The following is a 22,244-nucleotide window of genomic DNA, read 5'->3' on the forward strand; positions in this document are numbered from 1 at the left end:
CTTGCGATGGACAGGATTTTCAGCTCTTATTCTGCAAATCGATAAACGCGCGATTCAAGCTTCTTCCCATGCATTAGGCCCCGCCCCAGTAAGACATACGGAATAACAACAACAAGGCCACAGACAACCCAGCGCACAATACCGGTTGGCAGAAATCTCCAGAGACCTGTATTCACCAGATTCAGCAGTGCCATCGGCAGCATAAACTTCCAGGCAAAGTTCATCAGCTGGTCCATGCGCAACCTTGGCATGGTGCCGCGGATCCAGATGAATCCGACGATCATCATGAGCAATTTGCCAAAGAACCAGAGATACGAGGGGACCCACGTAAGGAACGCAAAGGGAGCTGACCATCCGCCAAGGAAAAGAGTAATGGCCAAACCGCTGATCGCAAACATACCCAGATATTCACCGAGGAAAAACAAGGCGAACTTGAATCCCGAATACTCGATGTAGTATCCGGCAATGATTTCAGATTCACCTTCGGGAAGATCGAAGGGAGAACGATTCGTCTCTGCCAGAGAAGAGATCATGAACAAGATGAATGCGGCAAATCCCCAGGGGGTAAAAACATTCCAATGCGCTATGCCACTGGTAAAGACCGTCTGCTGTTCAACGATACTCACAGTCGATAATGTGCCCGCAACCATCAGAACCGGAACCGCCGAGAGAATCAGCGGCATCTCGTAACTGATCATCTGCGCAATGGCACGCATAGCTCCAAGCAAAGAATACTTATTGCGGCTGGACCAGCCAGCCATGAAGACTCCCAACTCGGTCAGCGAGCTGATCGCAAAATAGAACAACACACCCGCATCCAGATTGGTCAGCACCATATTGCGGCCAAAGGGCAATACGGAATAGGCCAGGAACGCAGCCATCACGATCACTAGCGGCGCCATGAAATGCACCAGCTTGTCTGCAGATCGGGGTACGATGTCCTCTTTGATCAGCGCCTTTACCCCATCGGCCAGAGGCTGCAGAATGCCCCAGGGGCCAACACGGTTCGGACCGTAGCGATTCTGAATTCGGCCCAACCCCTTGCGCTCCAAGATCGTAGTAATGGCAAACAGTGCCGGAAAGACAGCAAGAATAGGCACCACTGAAATCAACAAAGAAACCAGCGTCTGCCACGACGCCGGAACATGCATCACAATCCAGTGCTTAAAGATGACGAAAATCTGATCTATCGTTCCTATCACTTTTCCGTTGCGCCCCCGCTCGCTGCCGCGGCTGCAGCTTTAACCTTTGCTTCTGCAGCAGCCTTTGCCTTGGCCTCCGCCTTTGCTCTTTCTGCAGCAAGTGCCGCATCGACTTGAGCAGCTTCCAAAGGATGAATCTGGTGGTAATAGTTATTCGATTTGGCTAATTGGGACTTCGTCAGCAACAACCCACCGAAACGATCCTCTGTACTTAGCTCAAACTCGTTGTCCATCTTGATTGCATCGAAGGGGCAGACTTCGACACAGATCTGGCAACTCATGCAAACGGAAACGTCAATGTCAAAGACCTCCGGATAGAACTGCGGTTTCCCGACAGCATCGATCTTCTTATCCTTGCTCTTGACGATATGAATGCATTGCGGAGGACACTCCTTCTCGCAGATTTGGCAGGAGACACAACGAAGCCCTTGCTGCCACTCATTTCCGTCGTAAACCAAAAATGGAAAGTTTCTGGAGCTCTCTGCACGAGGAAGCCTCTCCTCGGGAAACTGCACGGTCGTTAACCGTTCTTTGCTGACGAAGCTTCCCAGAAAGTTTCGTGCGGTCTCCGATAATCCTTTGATAATTCCTTCGCCAAGCATTGGCTTTAGCCCTCTACTACTTCAATTCCTGTTAAGTGCTTCGACAGATCTAGCGATCAACCTCACCCAGAACGATATCGACGCTGCCCAGAATAGCTACAACATCGGCAACGTCATGCCCCAGGCACATATCTTCCAAAATCGTCAGATTGATCAAGCTTGGTGGACGCACGCGATAACGATACGGACGAACCGAACCGTCACTGATGACGTAGAATCCTAGCTCTCCTTTCGGAGCTTCGATCCTTCCATAGCATTCCCCCGCCTTGGGACGGAAGCCGCGGCTCTTCGTCTTCGGATCGACAATCGGTCCCTCTGGAATGTCGTTCATCGCCTGGTTCAGAATCTTCAAAGATTCGTGCATCTCCAGCAGGCGAACCATAGCCCGATCGTAGACATCCCCGTGCTCGCCTATCGGCACCTTGAAATCGAAACGATCATAGATACCGTACTTGTCTACCTTCCGGATGTCGTAATTTACGCCCGAGGCACGCAACATGGGACCGGTAACTGAGGCCTGAATCGCCAACTCTCGGGGCAAAACGCCGATTCCCTGTGTGCGAGCCATCAGAATCTCATTCGTCGTTAACAGGCGCTCGAACTCATAGAGAAACTCCGGAAAGCCCGCAACAACTTCTTTCGCCTTATCCAGCCATCCGGCGGGAAAATCTACGCGACATCCACCGAAACGCATGTAGTTACACATCATGCGTGCACCGGTCAGCCACTCGAAGAGATCGAGAATCTTTTCCCGCTCGCGGAAGGCATACATCAACGGCGTACCGCTTGCGCCAAGATCCTGTACAAGGAAACCTATCAAGCAGGCATGGTTCTGTAACCGTGTCAGTTCTGCCGTAATGACACGCATATATTCGGCCCGCTCGGGAACCTCGATTCCGGCGAGTTCTTCAATCGTCAGAGCATAGGCCCAGTTGTTTGTAATCGAGCAGAAATAATCGAGACGATCCGTATAAGGCATTGAACCCAGATAACTGGTGTTCTCGCCAATCTTCTCGTGATTGCGATGCAGATAGCCAAAGACAGGCTTCAGCTTGATCACGCGTTCGCCATCCAGCACCACATCCATGCGGAAGACACCGTGGGTTGAGGGGTGATGCGGCCCCATCGAAATCTCAAGCAGATCCCCCTCCTCTTCACCTTCAGAAGAAGAGGCCTTTTTTAGAAGGGACATTTCACTTGTCATGCTCATCGTTATGCCCTCCCTTCAGGAGTAGCCTGCAATGTCTCGGGTTCCGGTTCAGTGTTTGGATTCACGTAATCCTTACGCATGGGGTAATCGGTAAACCCCTCCCACATAAGCAAGCGACGCAGGTCAGGATGCCCATCGAAGATAATCCCGTATAGATCGAAGACTTCCCGCTCCTGCAATTCGGCGCCCCTCCATACCGGAGTTAGAGAAGGTAGATGCACCTGGTCTGTCCTGTTCACCGTACGCATCCGCAAAATGACAGGCCCATGCTTCTTCTCCATCGAGTAGAGATGGTATACAGCCTCCAGATAACCGGGAACCCTGGTCTTCCTAATCTCCTCGGCCTCCTGTTCCTGGCCGTCGACTATCTTTTTGACTTTGACCTTCTCGGAGGTTTCGCTGTCAAGCCAATCGACCCCTGTAACATTCGAACAGTAATCAAGCTGTAATTCAGGATGGTCTCTCAAGACTTGGGCAACATTAACGGCATGATTGCGATCGATCAAAAACGAATACTGACCACAGGGACTTGCATTCGGCACGATAACCGGATTACTGCCAGGAACGGCAGCCTCTATCTCTGCTTGAATCTGTTCCATCGTCATCATTGCTGACTCGAATTCTCCGTTCCGACATTTCCGGTTAAAGAAATCTGGTAAAGCTTTGTATTTTTGGTCGGAACCAGGTCGTGCTCGCCGCATTCGGGGACGATGTACTCACTTGGTACTTCGGGAACCAAATGCCGTGGCTTTCCCTCACCCGTCAGGTGCTGAGCAGCGATCTTTTTCTGCAACTCCATAAATCCATGAATTAATGCCTCCGGCCGTGGAGGACATCCGGGGATATGGATATCGACAGGAATATATCGGTCAATTCCCTTCACGACGTTGTAGCCGTCGCGAAAGGGTCCACCGGAGATGGCACAGGCCCCCATGGCGATAACGTACTTAGGCTCCGGCATCTGGTCATACAGACGCACTACCTGAGGAGCCATTTTCTTGGTAACTGTCCCGGAAACGATCATCAGATCAGCCTGACGAGGGGAAGGACGAAAGACTTCGGCTCCAAAGCGAGCCAGATCGTATCGAGCCATCGTGGTAGCAATCATCTCAATAGCACAACACGCCAAGCCGAAGGTTAGAGGCCACACCGAATTCTTACGCCCCCAGTTATAGAGCTCTTCGAGAGTAGTTGTAACCACCCCTTGCTTGCCCAACTGGATTTTGAGTTCCTGATCCATAAATGGAAACCTTCTAAAACTGTTAGATGAGCGCCTTACTACTGAGGCCTCCCACGAAGGCCTGCTGTCTTTTCTTCGGGAGAACTCGCGGCAGGAATTCCCCTTTCGTCCTCAAGCCCAGGTCAAGATGCCTTTATGCCATGCCCACACCAGTCCTTCGACCAGGAGGAACAGAAAGATCAACATGGCAACGCAGGCGCCTACAGGTAATCCCGTAAATGAAGCAGCAAAGGGGAGCATAAAAATAGCTTCTACATCAAAGATGAGGAAAACAATGGCGTACAAGTAGTATTCTGCCTTGAACTGAATCCAGGCATCCCCGGTCGCTTCCAGACCGCACTCGTAAGTTGAGTTCTTGGTAGGTCCGGGTTTGCGCGGCGAGTAACACTTTGACCAAATCCAGGCCAGAGCCAAAGGGGAAACTCCAAAGCCGATGGAAGCCACCAGCAATAACAGGATGGGTAAATAGGAACCGGTCATGGTTAACTCTTTCGAGTGCTTTGCACTGCGAACAAATCGCCCTCTGCTATATATCACCAGGAGAGGTCGGTTGTGGCGTTTGTTTACGCCTGATCGAAACGATCACACCCCACCCCTGGCGTTCCATTTGGAAATCAGATTTAAGGTACTCACTGGATTCTACGCATACGGTGATGCAGATCACCTCTATGCACAATATAAATATGAAATGGTGTGACCTGTTACCGGCCGGTTTCAAAGCTCGATACAGGCCCCGGTTTTGACAAGAAGATTTGGACCGATTCTGGGATCATGACTCTATCTTTCGTAGTCCTGTCCGTACTCACGATTGCCGGAGCCGTAGCGGCGGTAAGTCTACGGAATCTGGTACATTGCGCACTTTCTCTGACCTTGGCGTTTGTCGGCCAAGGGGCGTTCTACCTGTACCTGGATGCTCAATTTGCAGGACTTGCCCAAGTCCTGGTCTATAGTGGCGGAGTCGCCATCCTGCTCGTTTTCGCCATTCTCTTGACCCGGGGGACAGAACCAGGCACTACAACCGCACCCTCTTCCTCCGCGATTACCGGAGCCGTGGTGGCACTCATGGTCTTCGGAATACTGGCCTGGGCCACAATCCACAGCAAAATAACCCAATCCTCTCTCCCGACGCCGTCGCAACCAGGGATGAAGCAGGTCGGAGATGTTCTAATGGGCAGATTTGTCCTACCTCTCGAGGTAGTGGCTCTTCTGCTTACAGTTGCCCTGATCGGAGCCGTCATCCTTGCAATGCCTGAGAAAAAGCAGGGGGTAAAATGACCTCCTTATCGAGCTATCTTCTTCTTTCGTCTCTATTGTTCTCTGTTGGTGTGGCTGGCGCATTGATGCGCCGCAACGCAATTATGGTGCTGATCAGCATTGAGTTAATGCTGAATGCCGCCAACCTGAACTTTATTGCCTTCTGGCGCTATCGCCCCAATCCAGAGTTGCTGACCGGAATCATTTTCACGATGTTCTCTATTGCTATTGCCGCCGCAGAGGCGGCCGTCGGATTGGCCCTGGTCATTGTCGTTTACCGACATTACAAGACCACTAACCTGGATCAAATCAATGAGATGAAAGGTTAGACGGGCAATGCCACAGACTTCCCCGACTCCGACCCCTTTCTCCGCCCTGAAGCGTCCCATTGCGGACCGGGCTGGAGAGCTTGCTCTGAACTTTAACTGTATCGTTGAGCTCTCATGACCTGGATCGTTCGTAACCTTTGGCTAATCCCAGCACTGCCCATTTTGGCTGCCGGTCTGAGTGCCTTGGCAAAACAACGCCACCGGCTGTTTTCCGCCTCGCTGGCCATTGGGTCCATGGTGCTCTCGCTGCTGCTTTCACTCTGCGCCTTCTCTCATGCCCTTCTGACTTCCGGGCAGGGAGAAACAAATCGCGAGGTCTTCAATTTTCCCTGGCTGCAGTTCGGCAATGAATGGCTCAAGCTGGGTTGGGTTCTCGACCCGCTCACGGCCATCATGCTGGTCATGGTCACCTTTGTCGGCTTGCTGATTTTCATCTACAGCACCGGTTACATGGCCCATGACGAGAACTTCACCCGCTTCTTCTGTTTCCTGTCGCTCTTTGCAGGAGCAATGTTAGGAGTGGTGATCGCCAACAGCCTTCTCCTCTTCTTCATGTGCTGGGAGTTAGTCGGACTAACTTCCTACCTGCTGATTGGCTTCTGGTATCACAAGCCCAGTGCCGCAGCAGCTGCCAAGAAGGCCTTCATCACTACCCGCATCGGAGACATTGCCTTCCTTTTGGGAATCCTGTGGCTCTATTCGAGAACAGGAACTCTGATTTTCTATGACCAGGGTGCCGGCTGTCTGGAAACTTCCGCATTGGCAGGACTTGTCGCTCACGCGACTATCGCCGGGATGACCGCCGCTACCGGTATCGGATTATTGATTTTCTGCGGAGCGGTAGGAAAATCCGGCCAGCTTCCCTTACATGTTTGGCTTCCGGATGCCATGGAAGGCCCCACGCCGGTTAGCGCTTTGATTCACGCTGCAACCATGGTGGCAGCCGGAGTCTTCCTGGTAGCCCGCGTCTATCCCCTGATGTCCGCATCTGCGGTGGCGGGTAGTTCAACCGCAGCCCTTACGGTCGTTACCTGGGTTGGAGCCTGTACGGCAGTCTTCGCCGCCAGCATCGCTGTTGCACAAAACGACATCAAGCGGATTCTCGCCTACTCTACCGTCTCCCAGCTGGGCTACATGATGTTGGGAATTGGCGTAGGAGGTGTGGCGATTGGCATGTTTCACCTGATCACCCACGCATTCTTCAAGGCACTCCTCTTTATGGGAGCAGGCTCGGTGATCCACGGATGTCATGAAGAGCAGGACATCCGCCACATGGGAGCAATTCGCAAGTACATGCCCATCACCTTCGGGGCCTATGCCATGGGTATGCTGGCACTTTGCGGATTCCCGCTCTTCTCCGGATTCTGGAGTAAAGATGAGATCCTGCATTCGGCACACAACTGGAACATCTCGCATGTGCCGTTCTATCTCGGGCTCATAGGTGCTTTACTGACCGCGTTTTACATGACGCGTCAAGTGGCAGTTGTCTTCTTTGGCGAACTACGGCTGAATCACAGTGAGCACGAGCATCACGGAGAGCCGCACGAAAGTCCAGCCAACATGACTATGCCGCTTGTCATCCTGGCGGTCTTTGCTGTCGGGTTAGGTTTCGTCGGAACTCCGGCCTGGCCCTGGTTCCATGCCTTTCTTGAGGGAGCCGTTCCGACCTTCAGCTTCACCAACCTATTCGCAAATGGCACCGCGGTCATGATGCTGGCCTCAACGATTATCGTTTTCGCCGGACTCACCTTAGGCTGGGTGCTCTATGGGAATAAACCGGTCTTTCAAAATAACCAACCCGACCCTCTCGAAAAGATTCAACCGCAGGTCTTCCGTCTTCTACAGAACAAGTACTTCATCGATGAACTATATGAGGCCACGGTGCTTCGCTTGCACGCGTGGATGACAATCCTGAGCGACTGGTTCGATCGCTGGATATGGAATGGAGCGGTTCAGATCATCTCTTATTTCGTAATTGGGCTCTCCTGGTTCAATCGCGGCTTTGACAACTACATCGTTAATCTCGGTTTCGATAGCAGCTGTCAAACCGTACAACGAAGCGGAAAGATTCTCTCCCACCTGCAAAACGGATACGTCCAAAATTATTTGCGCATGATTGGTATTGCATTGGCGGCATTGGTCCTGTTCTTGATCTGGGGAGGCACGCGATGAACTCCTTCCCGTTCCTGACTGCTTTGACAGCCCTGCCGATCCTCGGCGGAATTGTTACCGCTTGTGTTCCCAAATCAAAGGGAAGGATTGCCCGGACTCTGGCTCTATTTTTCAGCTTTGCAGCGCTGGCGTTTTCCCTAGTCCTCTGCGGACGGATGAATCACGGCTCCGGAGTTCTGCAATGGGAGGAACGGCATACGTGGGCTCCCTCGCTGGGTATCGAATACCATACAGCGGTTGACGGCCTCGGAGTGCTGATGCTGCTCCTTTCAGCAATTCTTGTACCGATGGCCATTGCCGCTTCATGGAAGGTCAAGGAGCGCCAGGGACTCTATTTCTCCCTGATCCTTTTTGTTGAGGCCGGACTCTTTGGAACCTTTACGGCACTGAATTTCTTTCATTGGTTTCTCTTTTGGGAGCTTAGCCTGATCCCGGCCTTCTTCCTCATCCTGCTATGGGGAGGACCTAAACGAGCAGCCGCAGCAACACAGTTTTTCGTCTACACAATGGTCGGTAGTGTTGCCTTACTACTCTCGTTTGCGGCTCTCTATCTCGCAGTCAGAACCTTCGACTTTGTAGATCTGGCAACGCTGGCGCATAACGGGCAACTGCTGCCTGCCCTCGGAAACAAGCTGGGATGGCACCACTTCAGTGCCGAGCAGATAGGGCTGATTCTTTTCTTCGGAGCCTTCCTCGGCTTTGCCGTTAAGGTCCCGTTGATGCCTTTTCACACATGGTTACCGATCACTTATGCAGAAGCGCCCACGGGCACATCCATGCTGCTGACCGGGGCAATGTCAAAGATGGGTGTCTATGGATTCTTGCGTATCCTCTTCCCCATCTTTCCTCAAGAGATGCAGTGGATGCGGACACCGCTTCTATGGCTTGCAATCGTCACCATCGTTTTCCCTGCCTTTGCTGCCTTTGCACAACGGGATTTGAAGAGAATCATCGCCTACTCCTCGATCAACCACCTGGGCTATTGTCTACTCGGACTCTTTGCCGTCACCTCCAGCTACGGCAGTAATCCAGCTTTGATGAACGAACAAGCTGCCGCGCTGAACGGTGTTATCTGGCAGATGTTCAATCACGGCATCACAGCAGCAACACTCTTCTGGTTTGTCGCCATCTTCGAAGAACGCTTTGGTGGGTTGCGAGGACTGGATGACTTTGGCGGACTGAGAAAGGCCGTTCCTGTCTGGACTGGCTTGATGGGAATAGCCGTCTTCTCCTCACTTGGCTTACCTGGACTGAATGGTTTTGTCGGTGAGTTCCTGATCTTCAAAGGAGCCTTCTCCTTGGCGGGATGGGCTGCTTCCATCTCAATCCTCGGGCTGCTCTTGACGGCAATCTTCCTGTTGACGATTCTGCAGCGCGTCTTCTCCGGTCCGTTGAATGAGAAGTGGGCTGGAGTGCCAGATCTGTCGTGGACAGAGCAACTGGCCTTTGCACCTCCGATAGCGCTAATGTTTCTGCTCGGAGTTTATCCCCAACTTCTGCTGTCGTTAATCAACAGCACGGTCATCCAGATGGTGAAGTAACGATGAAGGAACCCTTGGTGTTTTAACTATGCTCGCTTGGACGATCTACATTTCCTTCTTCGGGGCCTTATTCCTGGCTATCTTGCCGAAGAGCAAACCGACGGTTGCCCGCATTGTCGCCCTCACGGCTACAGTTGCGAGTCTGCTCATCGTGCTCCTGAGTATGGGGCATGGCAGCGAAACTATCCGGACGGTCACACGAATTCCCTGGATTCCCTCCCTGGGGCTTGAATACCACCTGGCCACAGATGGAATCAGCATGATACTGCTCCTGCTGACTGGAATTGCAGCGGTAGCGGGAGTACTGTTCTCCTGGGATATCGATCATCGCACGAATGAGTTCTTTGCCTTCTTTCTGGCGTTGATCGGCGGAGTCTACGGCGTCTTTCTGAGCTTCGATCTCTTTCTGCTCTTTGTCTTCTACGAAATCGCTATCGTTCCGAAGTATTTCCTGATTGCGATCTGGGGATCGACCCGACGCGAATACGGAGCGATGAAGCTTGCCCTCTACTCCTTCGTCGGTAGCGCAATGGTGCTGATCGGAATGATGGCAGCCTATGTCGTCTCTGGAATGAAGACGATGAGCCTCATCGAGTTAAGCCAGTATCCCTTTCCCGTCAGTTTTCAGATGTGGGCCTTCCCTTTGGTCTTCCTGGGATTCGCGATTCTTGCAGGCCTGTGGCCTTTCCATTCCTGGGCGCCAACCGGCCACGTTGCAGCTCCTACAGCAGCGTCTATGCTGCTCGCCGGAGTCATCATGAAGCTTGGCGCTTACGGATGCTTGCGTGTGGCCATGAGCCTTTTCCCACACGGTATGGACCCATGGAGATTTCATGTCCTGGGCCTCGGTTCGTGGAGAGATGTTTTTGCGCTACTGGCGATCATCGGCATTGTTTATGGCGCAATGGTGGCCTTAGTCCAGAAAGACTTTAAGTTTGTTATTGGCTTTTCCAGCGTCAGCCACATGGGTTTTGTCCTGCTTGGACTCATGACGCTGAATCAGATCGGAATGGATGGCGCGGTACTGCAGATGTTCTCCCATGGAATCATCGCAGGGCTGCTCTTTGCTGTGGTTGGACGCATGGTCTATAGCCGCACCCACACCCGTGATTTGACGCAACTGCCGGGCTTTCACCTGAGCAAGACTATTCCCTTCGCGGCCTTTACTTTCGTAATCGCCGGAATGGCATCCATCGGATTACCTGGCTTTAGTGGGTTTGTTGCAGAACTTCAGGTGTTGATTGGCACCTGGCGTTCCTTCCCTGGCTTCGCCGTTCTCGTTGGTGTTGGCATCGTAATCGGCATTGCATATACATGGCGGGCCTTACAGAAGGCGTTCTTTGCCGAACCCGATCAGGCCGCCCAACAAGAAGAGCATCCTCTACCACCTATTTCCATTGCAGAAAAATTAGGCGCCGCACTCCTGATAGGAACAAGCGTTGTAGTTGGCCTCTATCCTAAGGTACTTCTAGATCTCATCATGCCAGCCTTGAACTCTCCCTTATTCGATGGTCTACGGAAAGGAGGCTGGCAATAATGTCAATCAATTACACATTGCTCTTCCAGCTAACGATTCCGCAGACGATTCTCGTTATCGCGGCATTGGTAACACTGGCAGTCGATCTGATGGCTCTGCGGCACAAAGAGATAAAGCATCGCTTCGGTATTGAAGCTCTCATCGCTTGCCTCGGGTGCGTACTCTCAATTGCCTGGATCTGCTTTCACCCGCAGCACGTCAACGTCCTAAATGGGATGCTGGTATTGAATCCGCTTATCCAGCTGGTACAGATGGCACTGCTGGTATTGGCAATTCTGACCATCGGACTTTCTGTATCCGCTACCTTTACAGATCATATTGGGGAATACCTACTCTTCGTATTGCTGGCGACAACAGCCATGCTCTTCCTGGTGGGCACGCAGGACATTTTGTTGATCTTTGTGTCTCTCGAATTGCTGAGCTTGTCGCTGTATACGATGACGGCTTTCAATAAGCGAAATATCCGATCCGCTGAAGCAGCTATGAAGTACTTCCTCTACGGAGGAATGTCCGCAGCTTTTCTGCTCTTTGGCCTTAGTTTCCTTTATGGAGCCTCCGGCTCAACCAATCTGGTAGATATCGCTCGCTCCATTCAGGGTTCCCCTCTCGATCCCTTGGTGATGGTTGCCATCGTCACTACTATCATTGGATTTGGCTTTAAAGTGGCGGCCGTACCATTTCATCTTTGGGCTCCCGATGCCTACGAAGGAGCACCAACACCAAGTGCGGCATTTATCGCCTCAAGCTCCAAAGTAGCAAGCTTCTTCATCTTCTCTCAGGTCATGATGATTGGGTTTGCCAATGCACAAGGAAGCAATTCTCTGCATGACCGCACCGCGGGATGGGTCCTAACACTTGGCATTCTTGCGATCGCATCGATGGTACTGGGCAATCTGGTCGCGATTGTTCAAAGCAGTGTGCGGCGGTTATTGGCCTATTCGGCGATTGCACACGCCGGATACATGTTGCTTGGCATCATGGCCCACACTCGGCAGAGCATTGGCGGACTGATCTATTACGTCATTACCTATGCGCTAACTACAGTAGGAGCCTTCGGCGTAATCGCGATCGTGGAACAAGCTACCGGGAGCGACAAGCTTTCGAACTTTGCAGGCTTCAGCAAACGCGCTCCCATTCCAGCCTTCTGCATGTTCATCTTCCTGCTCTCCTTGGCTGGGATTCCTCCGTTAGCTGGCTTCTTTGGCAAGTTCTACCTCTTCACCGGAGCACTTGGTTCCAGCTTTGGAAGGTTAGGCTTTCTCTGGCTGGTAATTCTGGCTATCGCGATGAGCGCGGTTTCCCTCTATTACTATCTGCAGGTTCTGAAGAAGGTTTACGTGGAGGCGCCGCCTGAGGAAGCAGCAGAGGTGCGGGTCCCCTTTCTCACCCAATGCATTCTGTCGTCTATCGCGTTGGCAGTGATTCTCCTCGGCTGCACACCGAATCTGCTACTGAATCCGATACAGAAGGCACTTCCCATTCTCGGTTTCTAAAATTCCTTATCACGTTTGATATCCAGGGCCTCAGTTCGAGACCCTGGAGGGCCTTCCCTCTCCCTTAACCAACACTTGATGCCTAATAAACAGGTGACGCCCATCTAACACATCCCTGGTAAAATATTGATGTGGTGAATTTCGACATTGGAGAAGAGAAGCTAGATCCTCGAATTCGTCGGACCCGGCAGATGTTGCGTGCGGCTCTGGTTAGTCTCCTGAAGGAGAAGCCTTTCGACGATATCTCAGTTCAGGACATCTCTGAGCGATCGACGGTGAACCGTGCGACCTTTTACGACCATTACACCGACAAATCTGCTCTTGTAGAGGATCTCGTTCGCCAGGAGTTCGTTGCACTTTTGCGTGCACGCAATATCCACTATGACGGAAGCTGCCCGTCTGCAATTCGTACCCTGATTCTTGCGGTATGTGACTTCCTTGTTCAGATTCATGGCAACTGCCAGCAGAAGCAGCGGCATCTGGAACCCTTCATTGAATGCATCATTCAAGACTATGTGGAGAAGATTCTGCTTGAAGGACTAAGCAAGGTCCCGCTCAAAGAAGAAACAGCACCGGGCTTGTCTGCAACCGCGGCTAGCTGGGCAATTTACGGAACCGCCCAGGAGTGGCTGCACCGAGAAAACCGCCCTGACGCAACAGCATTCTCTAGCTCGGTCTTTTCTCTGATCCTCCCACTGCTTGGGACAGCAGATTCATCGAATTCTCCGAATAGCTGAATTACTCCTCTGAAATTTCAGGCAATTCAGCCTGGAAATATGCAAAAGCGGGAACGCCTGTTCTCCGCATATCTCCCTGGTGAAACTTTTCTTCAAAGTACGACGTCTGAGCCAGAAGACATCCTCTCGATTTCTATGTTCCTGAAACGGGAGTTTGTAGCGCTATTACGAAAAGAAAGAACATGAACACTGCCGCAAAAAGTGTCTTAGCCATAACCCTCGGTATCTATGTTGGTGCAACTGGCTCTCAAGCTGGTCTGGCATCTGTAACTCTTGAGGCTTCGCAGGACACGCAGCAAGCGGGCAAAGCTGCATCCCGCCTGATTGGAACGGTTACCGCCGTCCAGGGAAATAGCATCACGATCAAGACCGATACAGGTGAAACGGCAACTCTTGTTGTTAACGATCAGACCCGTATCGTACGCACACTTCCCGGCCAGAAGAGTCTTTCCGGAGCCGCTGCAATTGCAGTAAACGATATCCAGGTGGGCGACCGCATCCTCTCGAAAACAACGCCTTCCGATGACGGAAAGTCTTATCTTGCTTCCTCCGTTATCGCAATGAAGCAAGCCGATATCGCGCAAAAGCAACAGCAAGAAAGAGAAGATTGGCAGCGCAACGGTATTGGCGGCTTGGTTCAGTCTGTGGATGCTGCAGCCAACACCATAACGGTCACGAGCCATCAATCGGGCGTCATGGTGATTCAGATCACCCCAAATACAATCCTGCGCCGCTATGCCCCCGATTCAATCGAATTTAACGACGCAAAAGCTGCGCCACTTAGCGCAGTCAAGCCAGGCGATCAACTGCGGGCACGCGGAACTCGTGGAGATGAGGGCAAAGCATTTTCTGCCACCGAGATCGTCTCAGGAACATTCAGGAATCTGGCAGCCACCGTTCAGGCTGTCAACGTTGCGGATAACACCTTGATCTTGAACGATCTGATCACCAAAAAACCTGTATCGCTGCACCTGAATGCCGATTCGCAACTTCATAAGCTTCCGCAGGAAATGGCTCAAATGCTTGCCATGCGCCTCAAGGGTGGAGCACCCGGAGCGGCACAAAGACCAGCTGCAGGTGGACCACCCGCCGGAGCAGCACCTGCCGGTCCTCAGGCCGAGGGGATGAGACCTCCAAGACAGGGCGGCGATCTGCAACAGATGCTGTCACACGCACCAGCGATTTCTCTTGCTGAACTCAAAAAGGGCGATGCACTCATGATTGTCTCCACAGAGGGATCAGCAACCAAGCCCGCTTCGGTGGTCATGCTTGTAGCGGGGGTGGAACCAATGTTCCAGGCGTCAACCAGTGGCAGCCAAAATTTGCTTTCCGGCTGGAATCTTAGCTCCAGTCAGGGCGGCGGAGCTGACGCGCAGTAAATCCACCTGAACTCGAATTTGTATTCATTAGTTGTTGGGAGAACTGTGAAAACACACTCAATCTCGCTTTATCTTTTGTTGTTCTTTCTGCTGGTTCTCTGCCCCTGCAAATGGGTACAGGGACAGGCAGCTATGGGTTCCATTCATGGCCAGGTGGTAGATCCTGCTGGAGCGGTCGTGCCAAATGCAACGATCACCGTACTTGGCGCGAATGGACAAACCGTTGCAACGGTTAAATCTTCTGCTTCCGGTGGATACGAGATCCAGAACCTTCCGGCTGGGACATACACCCTGCAGGCAGCAGCCCAGGGCTTCGCTGTTTACGCTTCCAAACCAATCGCCATTGCAGCCGGACAAGCCCGTCAACGAAATATCTCTTTAGCAATTCAGAGTGACCAACAACAAGTTGTCGTTTCCGATGAAAATGCCGGAATCAGCACAGAAGCATCGAACAACGCCAGTGCTATTGTCATCAAGGGCAAGGATCTGGATGCTCTGTCAGACGATCCGGATCAACTCTCGGACGAACTCAACGCACTCGCCGGTCCCTCCGCAGGCCCGAACGGGGGGCAGATCTACATCGACGGTTTCAGTGGCGGACAATTGCCTCCGAAATCCTCGATCCGTGAGATCCGCGTCAATCAGAACCCGTTCACTCCGGAATATGACAAGTTAGGTTATGGCCGAATCGAAATCCTGACCAAACCAGGGACCGATAAATTTCACGGATCTCTGATGGTGAGTGGAAACGATTCTGTATTTAACTCCAATAATCCCTTTCTCAAAACCCGCCCGGATTACTACTCCTATTTCTTCCACGGGAATGCCGGAGGAGCAATCAACAAGAGCTCTTCTTGGTTTATCTCTGCATTCCGGCGTAATACCCAGGATGTCTCGGTAGTCAATGCCACTGTCCCGACTCCAGGAGCTACAGGCGCAAAAGAGGATGATGGAGTGCAGCAAGTACAAGCGGTTTCTCATCCCCGGACCCGCTTCGAGATCAATCCAAGACTTGATTTCCAGCTAACCCCGACAAACACACTGACCGTCCGTTATGAATACGAACGGAGCACCTCTGAAAACAACGGAGTGGGACAGCTTTCCTTGGCTGAGCAGGCAAATAACCAGGAGAGCCAGGAACACACCTTGCAAATCAGTGATACGCAAGTACTGGGACCACACCTTGTAAACGAAACCCGCTTCCAATATCGCCGGGACCGCAGCAGTCAAATCGCCCTCAACCGTACGCCTACAATCAGTGTGCAAGGTCGCTTTACAGGAGGCGGCAGCAACTCTGGGGACTCTCGGGGCAACTCCGATTTCTTTGAACTTCAAAATTATTCGACAGCATCTCTAGGAAATCACACCCTTCGCTTTGGCACGCGTCTACGCACAGATAGAGAAGCCAGCTACAGCATCTCCGGATCGAATGGACGCTACACCTACTCCAAGCTCAAAGATTACGAGCAGGATAAAGATCTACAGTTTGATAAGCGCACACACTACGCGCAATACCAGATAACGACCGTCAACCGTGCTACCACACGCGCAACGCTCTTTGACGGAGCGGTGTTTATTGGCGATGACTGGCGAGTGAATCCCAGCTTCACAATGAGCTATGGATTACGTGTTGAAGGGCAGAGTCGAATTAACAATCACTTCAGCTATGCCCCTCGTATTGCATTTGCCTGGGCGCTGGATGGTCATGGCAAGACCCCCGCAAAGACTGTGCTGCGTGGTGGCTATGGATGGTTCTATGACCGCTTCGACGTCGACTATGTCATGCAGGCCATCCGGCTCGATGGTCTCAACCAGACAACAGCGAGATACTCAAGCGATGGCACCGCCGTTAATAGCAAGGCTGCTGTGATCTACAATATAAATCCCAACGTGCATGCTCCCATTAACATGCAGGCTGCGCTGGTATTGGAACGTCAGATCGCGAAGGGTTCAACAGCCTCCGTAACCTACATCAACTCGCGGGGCGTCCATGCGCTATACACCAACAACATTTCTGCAATCAATCATCCGAATGCCTCACTGCTTTCGGAGAACACTTACCAATTCGAATCAGGTGGCATCTACAAGCAGAACCAGGTGATTGCAAATTTCAGAGTCAGCAATCGCCGGGTTTCAACCTTTGGCTTTTACATGTTCAATCATGCCGATTCGAATACCTCCGGGGCCAACTACTTTCCATCGAATCCCTCGGCGCCAAGCGCCGATTATGGACGCACGACCTTTAGTGTCACGCATCGTTTTGTACTTGGCGGAAACGTGATGCTTCCATATCAGTTCTCGTTGAGCCCGTTTGTGGTTGCCGCCTCCGGCACGCCTTACAACATCGTCGTCAGTGACGATCTCAACGGAGACGGACAGTTCAACGATCGTCCCTCGTTTGCTACCTGCAATGCGAGCAATTCCGATCCCAAGTTCGTTTACAAGGGACGCTGTTTCAACCTGACTCCAAGCGTGAGTGACGCTCGTATTCCGATCAACTATGGCGATGGCCCGGGACAATTCAGCATGAATCTACGCGTAAGCAAGACCATCGGCATCGGCCCCAAAATCGAAGGTGGTCAAGGACCTTCCGGCGGTGGAATGCACGGCCCCGGTGGCGGCAGACATATGGGTGGAGGAATGGGCCCTGGAGGATTAAGCGGAAACGCTGGTGGACCTCCACGGCTCGATGCTACAGTTCCCCGCCGTTATAGTCTGACCTTTATCGCGGCAGGACGAAACATCTTCAACAACGTGAGCCTCGCCCAACCCAATGGGGTGCTCGGAGCAGACACCTTCGGTAAATCGACAGCACTGGCAGGAGGCTTCTTCGGTGGAGGCTCCGCCAATCGCACCATCGATCTGCAGATGAACTTCAACTTCTAGGCTCATTGATACAAAGCAAACGGGGCAGGTTCCTCAAGGAATCTGCCCCGTTTACTTTTGTAAGCTCGTTGTTCGCTACCGAGTGATGATGACCTCATAGACATTGTCTTTGGCCAGAAAGAATTTATATCCCGAGAAACTCTCAAAGAGCTTTTCAATACTCCTATTGGTAAAGACCCGCTCAATCGGGAATGGCTCACTCTCCTGCATGACGATCTCATCCCCTTCAGTCAGGTGATAGCGATAGAAGGAAGTATCCCCACCTGTTTTGCGCGTATGGAAGAGAGCCAAAATCCTGCCACCCTCATTCATGCTTTCGTGAAGACGGGTAATTACGGGAGCGATGAATGCCTCGGGAAGATAATCCAGGGTGGTCCATAGCAATACCACATCGAACATGCGGCCGGAGAAATTCAGGTTCTGTTCCAGAAAACCATCGATATTCCATGCAGGCTCTTCCCCTTCTGCGGAAGGCAATTGCCAGTTACCGACCCGTGATTCATGAACCAAGTCGGCCATGTACACCGAATGTCCCATCCCGGTCAGGAAATTGATATTACTCGGCGAAGTCGGTCCAATATCCAGGAAGCGAAGCCCGCTGTCCTCTTTGAGCTGTTTCTGCAAGGCAGACCACCCGCTCGAGTGTCGAGGAATCCGAGGGCCAGAAAGAACAGTAGGCGTGATTGATTTCTCAGATTCGGGCCTTGACTTACCAAAGATGTTGCGTAACACCGTGACCTCTTCTCCCTCTCGATTCTCTCGGCTATCGCGTTTTCACATCTGCTGTACTCAAGCAAATGCAACCAACCAGCGTCCACTGTGAAAAAAGCACCAGTCCAAAAATGCCAATGAAACCGTACTACCGCATTAACACTTGAGACGTAAATGTAGACCAAAATCGCCAGCCGCATCGAGAAGAAGCGATTCCGGCACACTAAGGCCTCAACTGCTACATCGGCACCGAAAGCAAACGGTCAACCTGTACAGAGACATTTTCATCGTTGTCGATCTCGAATCAGGCCGTTCTTTCTCGTCTTGGAACCACACGAGAATTCCAATTCTCCACAACCCCGATGAAAATGCTCTACGAGAATCCTACCCCTGACGGGCAGCCACAGCTGCCGCCGGAGTGCCGATCTCTTTGCCAGCTTGAGAGGTCTGCTGAATCAAGTCTACCTTGCCATGGAAGATGGCATTGTCTTCAATGGAAAGGCGGGCTGTCCGAACATCTCCGGTAACCTGGGAGCCCTGACGCAATTCGACCCGCCCTGTTGCTTGAATATTGCCCTCCAACACACCCATAACTACGATGTCACGAGCCGCAACGTTTGCCTTCACGTGTGCATTTGCACCGATGGTCAGGCGGCTCTCGGTAAGCGTAATGTTTCCTTCCATACGCCCCTCAATTAAGAGGTCTTCACTGCCCTTCACTTCACCTTTTATTTCAACAGATTTCCCGATTACGGCAGTCGTGCCTTCTCCAGCCATGTAGTTTCTCCTAAAGAGCTTTTGAGCCTTTATTCCCTCCGGATTCGTGCCGATGGAGGGCAAATTGACTCAGGATGGGGCCGAAATCGCGGGGCAAACGCTTTGTCCCAGAAATAAGAATTCTCTGAGGAAGCCCCGTTTTTCTCGTCGCTTAGGTCGATCATCGCACTGTACCCCTTCACTGCTTGGATTCAAAAAAACTTGCCGTCGCCACTGTTATCCGAGAAGTTCATAACAGGCTTTCCAAGTGCGCTGCTATGCCCGCACTATACGCAAGGTGGTAAGAAGGAGCAATATCCGGTCCAATAACGGTAATAGAAGCGTGAAACAGGGACCAAACATCTAATCTCTGAACTAGTTGCGGAATCGCAGAAGAGAGAAAATAGGAATCAAGAGAGGTGCACCCTGCGGGTGCGGGAAATAGAAGATGACGATGCAAGCTTTTCGTGTTCTTTTGAGGACTTCTACGATAGCCCTCCTACTTACCCCACCAGGAGTGTTCGGCTTTCAACAAAGTCCCGGAACCGGACCCGATCCGAACGCTTTGGTTCGCCGCGCCACTCAGAATGAACTGGCAGCCTTTGGCCCAGGCCAGCCTGTCCGCTTCAAGCTTCGTAAAGCAGACGAGAGAAACACTACAACCAAAGAGATCATCGAAACCAAGGATGGCAATGTCGCCAGATTGATCGCAATTGCCGACAAGCCGTTGACCAGCGAGCAGGCAAAGGCCGAAGAGGATCGGCTGGAGACGCTGCTAGCCGATCCCTCCATCCAGGCCCGCAGGCAAAGAAGAGAAAAGGAAGATAGCAGCCGGGCGAACAAGATGATTAAACTCCTGCCGAATGCCTTTCTTTACACCTACGCAGGCATGGCAGAGGGCCATAACGGGCCATGTTACCGCCTCACTTTTCACCCCAATCCCCAGTTCGTCCCACCGGACCGGGAGGCCCAGGTCTATCACGGAATGTCAGGAGAGATCTGGGTAGATAAGAATCAGGAGCGCCTGGTTAAACTCGATGCCCGATTAATCGAGGATGTCGATTTCGGCTGGGGCATTCTAGGCAGGCTCTATAAGGGCGGAACTCTGGTTATAGAACAATCCGATGTAGGCAACCACCATTGGGAAACTACCCATATGAAGCTGAATATCACCGGCAAAATTCTCATGCTCAAGACTCTTCGTCTGAATACGACGGAAGACGCCTTCGATTTCCAGCTCATCTCGCAAATGGGTTATCGCGAGGCAATCAAGATTCTACAGGCAGACAAACCACAAGTAGCCCACCGTTAGGCCTCTCCCGCAAAGAGGTAGACGAAGCCACAGAGGCACACGCAGCTTTCCGCTAAAGCCCGGGGCCCCCAGCAAACCTGCCTCTGGTTCCCTGAGATTGCCGCGACTGCCAACCTCAGGGTATCTATGCTCGATCAGATCCTTTTGAAGGTTTGGTTACACAAAACCCAGGCACAATTTCCACCGGCGTCCCAAAGAATGCATATGCAGTTTCGCAACATGAGAATGCGGCTGCCATCTTAAATTATTCCCAATAAAGAATTTGACAGGCATCACCAGCCCGACAGAAAGCAAATCCTTGAATTTGTTTGATATTTGAATCATTGTGTTCGAATTACGAAACGAATAGCCTTATTGCGTAACACAGAACACAATTTTCAAGTAAAGGCAGATTTAGACTGATCGCCATGGCACTGCTGAATCCAGATCGACTCTTTCCTGCTGATCCAAAGACACGTGACGTCGCACGGCGTCTCTACATCAGCGTGCGTGAACTACCCATCATCAGCCCGCATGGCCATACAGATGCGCGTTGGTTTGCGTATGACGAACCTTTTCCCGATCCATCGACTCTGTTTATCAAGCCGGATCATTACGTCTTCCGGATGCTGTACTCGCAAGGCATCGAGCTAGAAAGCCTGGGAGTCGGCAAAGCGAAGATCGAAAATCCCCGCGAAGTCTGGAAGATCTTTGCCGATCACTACTATCTCTTCCGCGGAACGCCTAGTCGCATGTGGCTGGACTTTGCCTTTAGCGAACTCTTCGGTATCGAAGAACGGCTGTCACCAGACAATGCCGACCGCCTCTTCGACATCATCAGTGAGAAGCTTCAGCAGCCATCTTTCCGTCCCCGTGCCCTCTTTGAAAAATTCAAGATTGAAGTTCTCTCAACGACCGACTCTCCTCTCGATACCCTGGAACACCACTTGGCTATTAAGCAGTCCGGATGGAAGGGACGCGTAATCCCGGCCTTCAGGCCTGACCCGGTGGTCGATCCGGATTTCTCAGGGTTTGCCGAAAACGTCGCGCGTCTTGGAGAACAAACCAGAGAAGACACGACAAAGTGGTCCGGATACCTGGGTGCCCTACGTTGCGCCCGCAAGCGCTTCCTGGCAGCCGGAGCTACTTCCACTGACCATGGACATCCGACGGCCTTAACCGCAGACCTGAGCCGCGATGACGCCGAGAAGCTCTTCCACAAGGTTCTGAAGGGGCATGCAGCCGCTGAAGAGAAAGAACTCTTCCGGGCACAAATGCTGACCGAGTCCGCCGGTATGAGCATCGAAGACGGGCTCGTAATGCAATTGCACCCAGGAGCCAGTCGTAATCACAATCATCTGATCTATGAGAAATTCGGTCGCGATATGGGAGCCGATATCCCCTCTCCAACCGAATATGTCCAGGCGCTGAAGCCCCTACTCAGTCGCTATGGCAATAATCGCAACCTTACGTTGATTCTCTTCACATTGGATGAATCGACTTACAGTCGCGAGCTTGCGCCTCTAGCTGGACACTATCCCGCACTGCGCCTTGGTCCGTCATGGTGGTTCCATGACAGTCCTGAAGGCATGATGCGCTTCCGTGAACAAGCCACAGAAACTGCTGGCTTCTACAACACCGTAGGCTTCAACGACGATACCCGGGCTTTCCTATCCATCCCGGCACGTCACGATGTAGCACGACGCGTCGATTGCTCGTTCCTGGCAAGGCTGGTAGCCGAACATCGTATTGAAGAAGACGAAGCTTTCGATCTCGCTTATCAGCTGACCAACGGATTCGTGAAGAAGGCTTACAAACTCTAAACATCGAAGTTCTTGATCCGCGAAAGAGAGCTCTTCAAGGGGCTCTCTTTTTTTGCCTATTCGAGCGCCAGGAATACACAG

The 22,244-nt window shown here is 52.1% G+C and carries 19 protein-coding genes; 11 read left to right on the forward strand and 8 right to left on the reverse strand.

Annotated elements, in window-relative coordinates; all coding sequences use genetic code 11:
- Positions 1–26: 26 nt before the first annotated feature.
- The 6 genes from nuoH to AC6I7T_RS08770 form a co-directional block, all read right to left on the reverse strand.
- Positions 27–1,202, reverse strand: coding sequence for an NADH-quinone oxidoreductase subunit NuoH (gene nuoH / locus AC6I7T_RS08745; protein WP_497792979.1), 1,176 nt, complete (start codon positions 1,200–1,202; stop codon positions 27–29).
- Positions 1,199–1,804: a 4Fe-4S dicluster domain-containing protein gene (locus AC6I7T_RS08750; RefSeq protein WP_497792980.1), complete on the reverse strand. Its 606-nt coding sequence runs from the start codon at positions 1,802–1,804 to the stop codon at positions 1,199–1,201. The genes nuoH and AC6I7T_RS08750 overlap by 4 nt, the downstream gene beginning before the upstream one ends.
- A gap of 49 nt (positions 1,805–1,853) precedes the next feature.
- Positions 1,854–3,014, reverse strand: coding sequence for an NADH-quinone oxidoreductase subunit D (locus AC6I7T_RS08755; protein ID WP_497792981.1), 1,161 nt, complete (start codon positions 3,012–3,014; stop codon positions 1,854–1,856).
- 2 nt (positions 3,015–3,016) lie between these two features.
- Entirely contained in the window at positions 3,017–3,622 is a 606-nt protein-coding gene (locus AC6I7T_RS08760) for an NADH-quinone oxidoreductase subunit C (protein WP_497792982.1), read from the reverse strand.
- Complete coding sequence (locus AC6I7T_RS08765) at positions 3,619–4,254, reverse strand: NADH-quinone oxidoreductase subunit B (RefSeq protein WP_497792983.1); 636 nt, start codon at positions 4,252–4,254, stop codon at positions 3,619–3,621. The genes AC6I7T_RS08760 and AC6I7T_RS08765 overlap by 4 nt, the downstream gene beginning before the upstream one ends.
- A gap of 111 nt (positions 4,255–4,365) precedes the next feature.
- A complete protein-coding gene (locus tag AC6I7T_RS08770; protein WP_497792984.1) occupies positions 4,366–4,734 on the reverse strand; it encodes an NADH-quinone oxidoreductase subunit A in 369 nt (122 codons plus the stop codon).
- Between the two features lie 291 nt (positions 4,735–5,025).
- Between AC6I7T_RS08770 and AC6I7T_RS08775 the strand changes: the two genes are divergently transcribed.
- The 9 genes from AC6I7T_RS08775 (at position 5,026) to AC6I7T_RS08815 (ending at position 17,582) form a co-directional block, all read left to right on the forward strand.
- Complete coding sequence (locus AC6I7T_RS08775) at positions 5,026–5,529, forward strand: NADH-quinone oxidoreductase subunit J family protein (protein WP_497792985.1); 504 nt, start codon at positions 5,026–5,028, stop codon at positions 5,527–5,529.
- A complete protein-coding gene (gene nuoK / locus AC6I7T_RS08780) occupies positions 5,526–5,837 on the forward strand; it encodes an NADH-quinone oxidoreductase subunit NuoK (protein WP_497792986.1) in 312 nt (103 codons plus the stop codon). The genes AC6I7T_RS08775 and nuoK overlap by 4 nt, the downstream gene beginning before the upstream one ends.
- A 114-nt stretch (positions 5,838–5,951) precedes the next feature.
- Positions 5,952–8,009, forward strand: a complete 2,058-nt coding sequence (nuoL, locus tag AC6I7T_RS08785; protein ID WP_497792987.1) for an NADH-quinone oxidoreductase subunit L — start codon at positions 5,952–5,954, stop codon at positions 8,007–8,009.
- Positions 8,006–9,550: a complex I subunit 4 family protein gene (locus AC6I7T_RS08790; protein WP_497792988.1), complete on the forward strand. Its 1,545-nt coding sequence runs from the start codon at positions 8,006–8,008 to the stop codon at positions 9,548–9,550. The genes nuoL and AC6I7T_RS08790 overlap by 4 nt, the downstream gene beginning before the upstream one ends.
- Before the next feature lie 28 nt (positions 9,551–9,578).
- Positions 9,579–11,087: a complex I subunit 4 family protein gene (locus AC6I7T_RS08795; protein WP_497792989.1), complete on the forward strand. Its 1,509-nt coding sequence runs from the start codon at positions 9,579–9,581 to the stop codon at positions 11,085–11,087.
- Positions 11,087–12,580 carry an NADH-quinone oxidoreductase subunit N gene (locus tag AC6I7T_RS08800; RefSeq protein ID WP_497792990.1) on the forward strand — a complete coding sequence of 498 codons (1,494 nt, stop codon included), beginning with the start codon at positions 11,087–11,089 and terminating at the stop codon, positions 12,578–12,580. The genes AC6I7T_RS08795 and AC6I7T_RS08800 overlap by 1 nt, the downstream gene beginning before the upstream one ends.
- Before the next feature lie 131 nt (positions 12,581–12,711).
- Positions 12,712–13,317 carry a TetR/AcrR family transcriptional regulator gene (locus AC6I7T_RS08805; RefSeq protein WP_497792991.1) on the forward strand — a complete coding sequence of 202 codons (606 nt, stop codon included), beginning with the start codon at positions 12,712–12,714 and terminating at the stop codon, positions 13,315–13,317.
- Between the two features lie 182 nt (positions 13,318–13,499).
- On the forward strand, positions 13,500–14,696 hold the full coding sequence (locus tag AC6I7T_RS08810) for a hypothetical protein (protein WP_497792992.1): 1,197 nt from the start codon (positions 13,500–13,502) through the stop codon (positions 14,694–14,696).
- Positions 14,697–14,741: 45 nt separating this feature from the next.
- Positions 14,742–17,582: a TonB-dependent receptor gene (locus AC6I7T_RS08815; RefSeq protein WP_497792993.1), complete on the forward strand. Its 2,841-nt coding sequence runs from the start codon at positions 14,742–14,744 to the stop codon at positions 17,580–17,582.
- Positions 17,583–17,657: 75 nt separating this feature from the next.
- Here AC6I7T_RS08815 and AC6I7T_RS08820 read toward each other — a convergent pair whose 3' ends face one another.
- Positions 17,658–18,206 (reverse strand): SAM-dependent methyltransferase, encoded by a 549-nt coding sequence (locus AC6I7T_RS08820; RefSeq protein ID WP_497792994.1) that lies wholly within the window; start codon positions 18,204–18,206, stop codon positions 17,658–17,660.
- Positions 18,207–18,677: 471 nt separating this feature from the next.
- Positions 18,678–19,070, reverse strand: a complete 393-nt coding sequence (locus AC6I7T_RS08825) for a bactofilin family protein (protein ID WP_497792996.1) — start codon at positions 19,068–19,070, stop codon at positions 18,678–18,680.
- Positions 19,071–19,497: 427 nt separating this feature from the next.
- Here AC6I7T_RS08825 and AC6I7T_RS08830 point away from each other — a divergent pair, with 427 nt between their 5' ends.
- Positions 19,498–20,361: a hypothetical protein gene (locus AC6I7T_RS08830; RefSeq protein ID WP_497792997.1), complete on the forward strand. Its 864-nt coding sequence runs from the start codon at positions 19,498–19,500 to the stop codon at positions 20,359–20,361.
- A gap of 407 nt (positions 20,362–20,768) precedes the next feature.
- Positions 20,769–22,163 carry a glucuronate isomerase gene (gene uxaC, locus AC6I7T_RS08835; RefSeq protein ID WP_497792998.1) on the forward strand — a complete coding sequence of 465 codons (1,395 nt, stop codon included), beginning with the start codon at positions 20,769–20,771 and terminating at the stop codon, positions 22,161–22,163.
- The last annotated feature ends 81 nt before the right edge of the window (positions 22,164–22,244 follow it).

The organism is Humiphilus diazotrophicus (assembly GCF_059726315.1).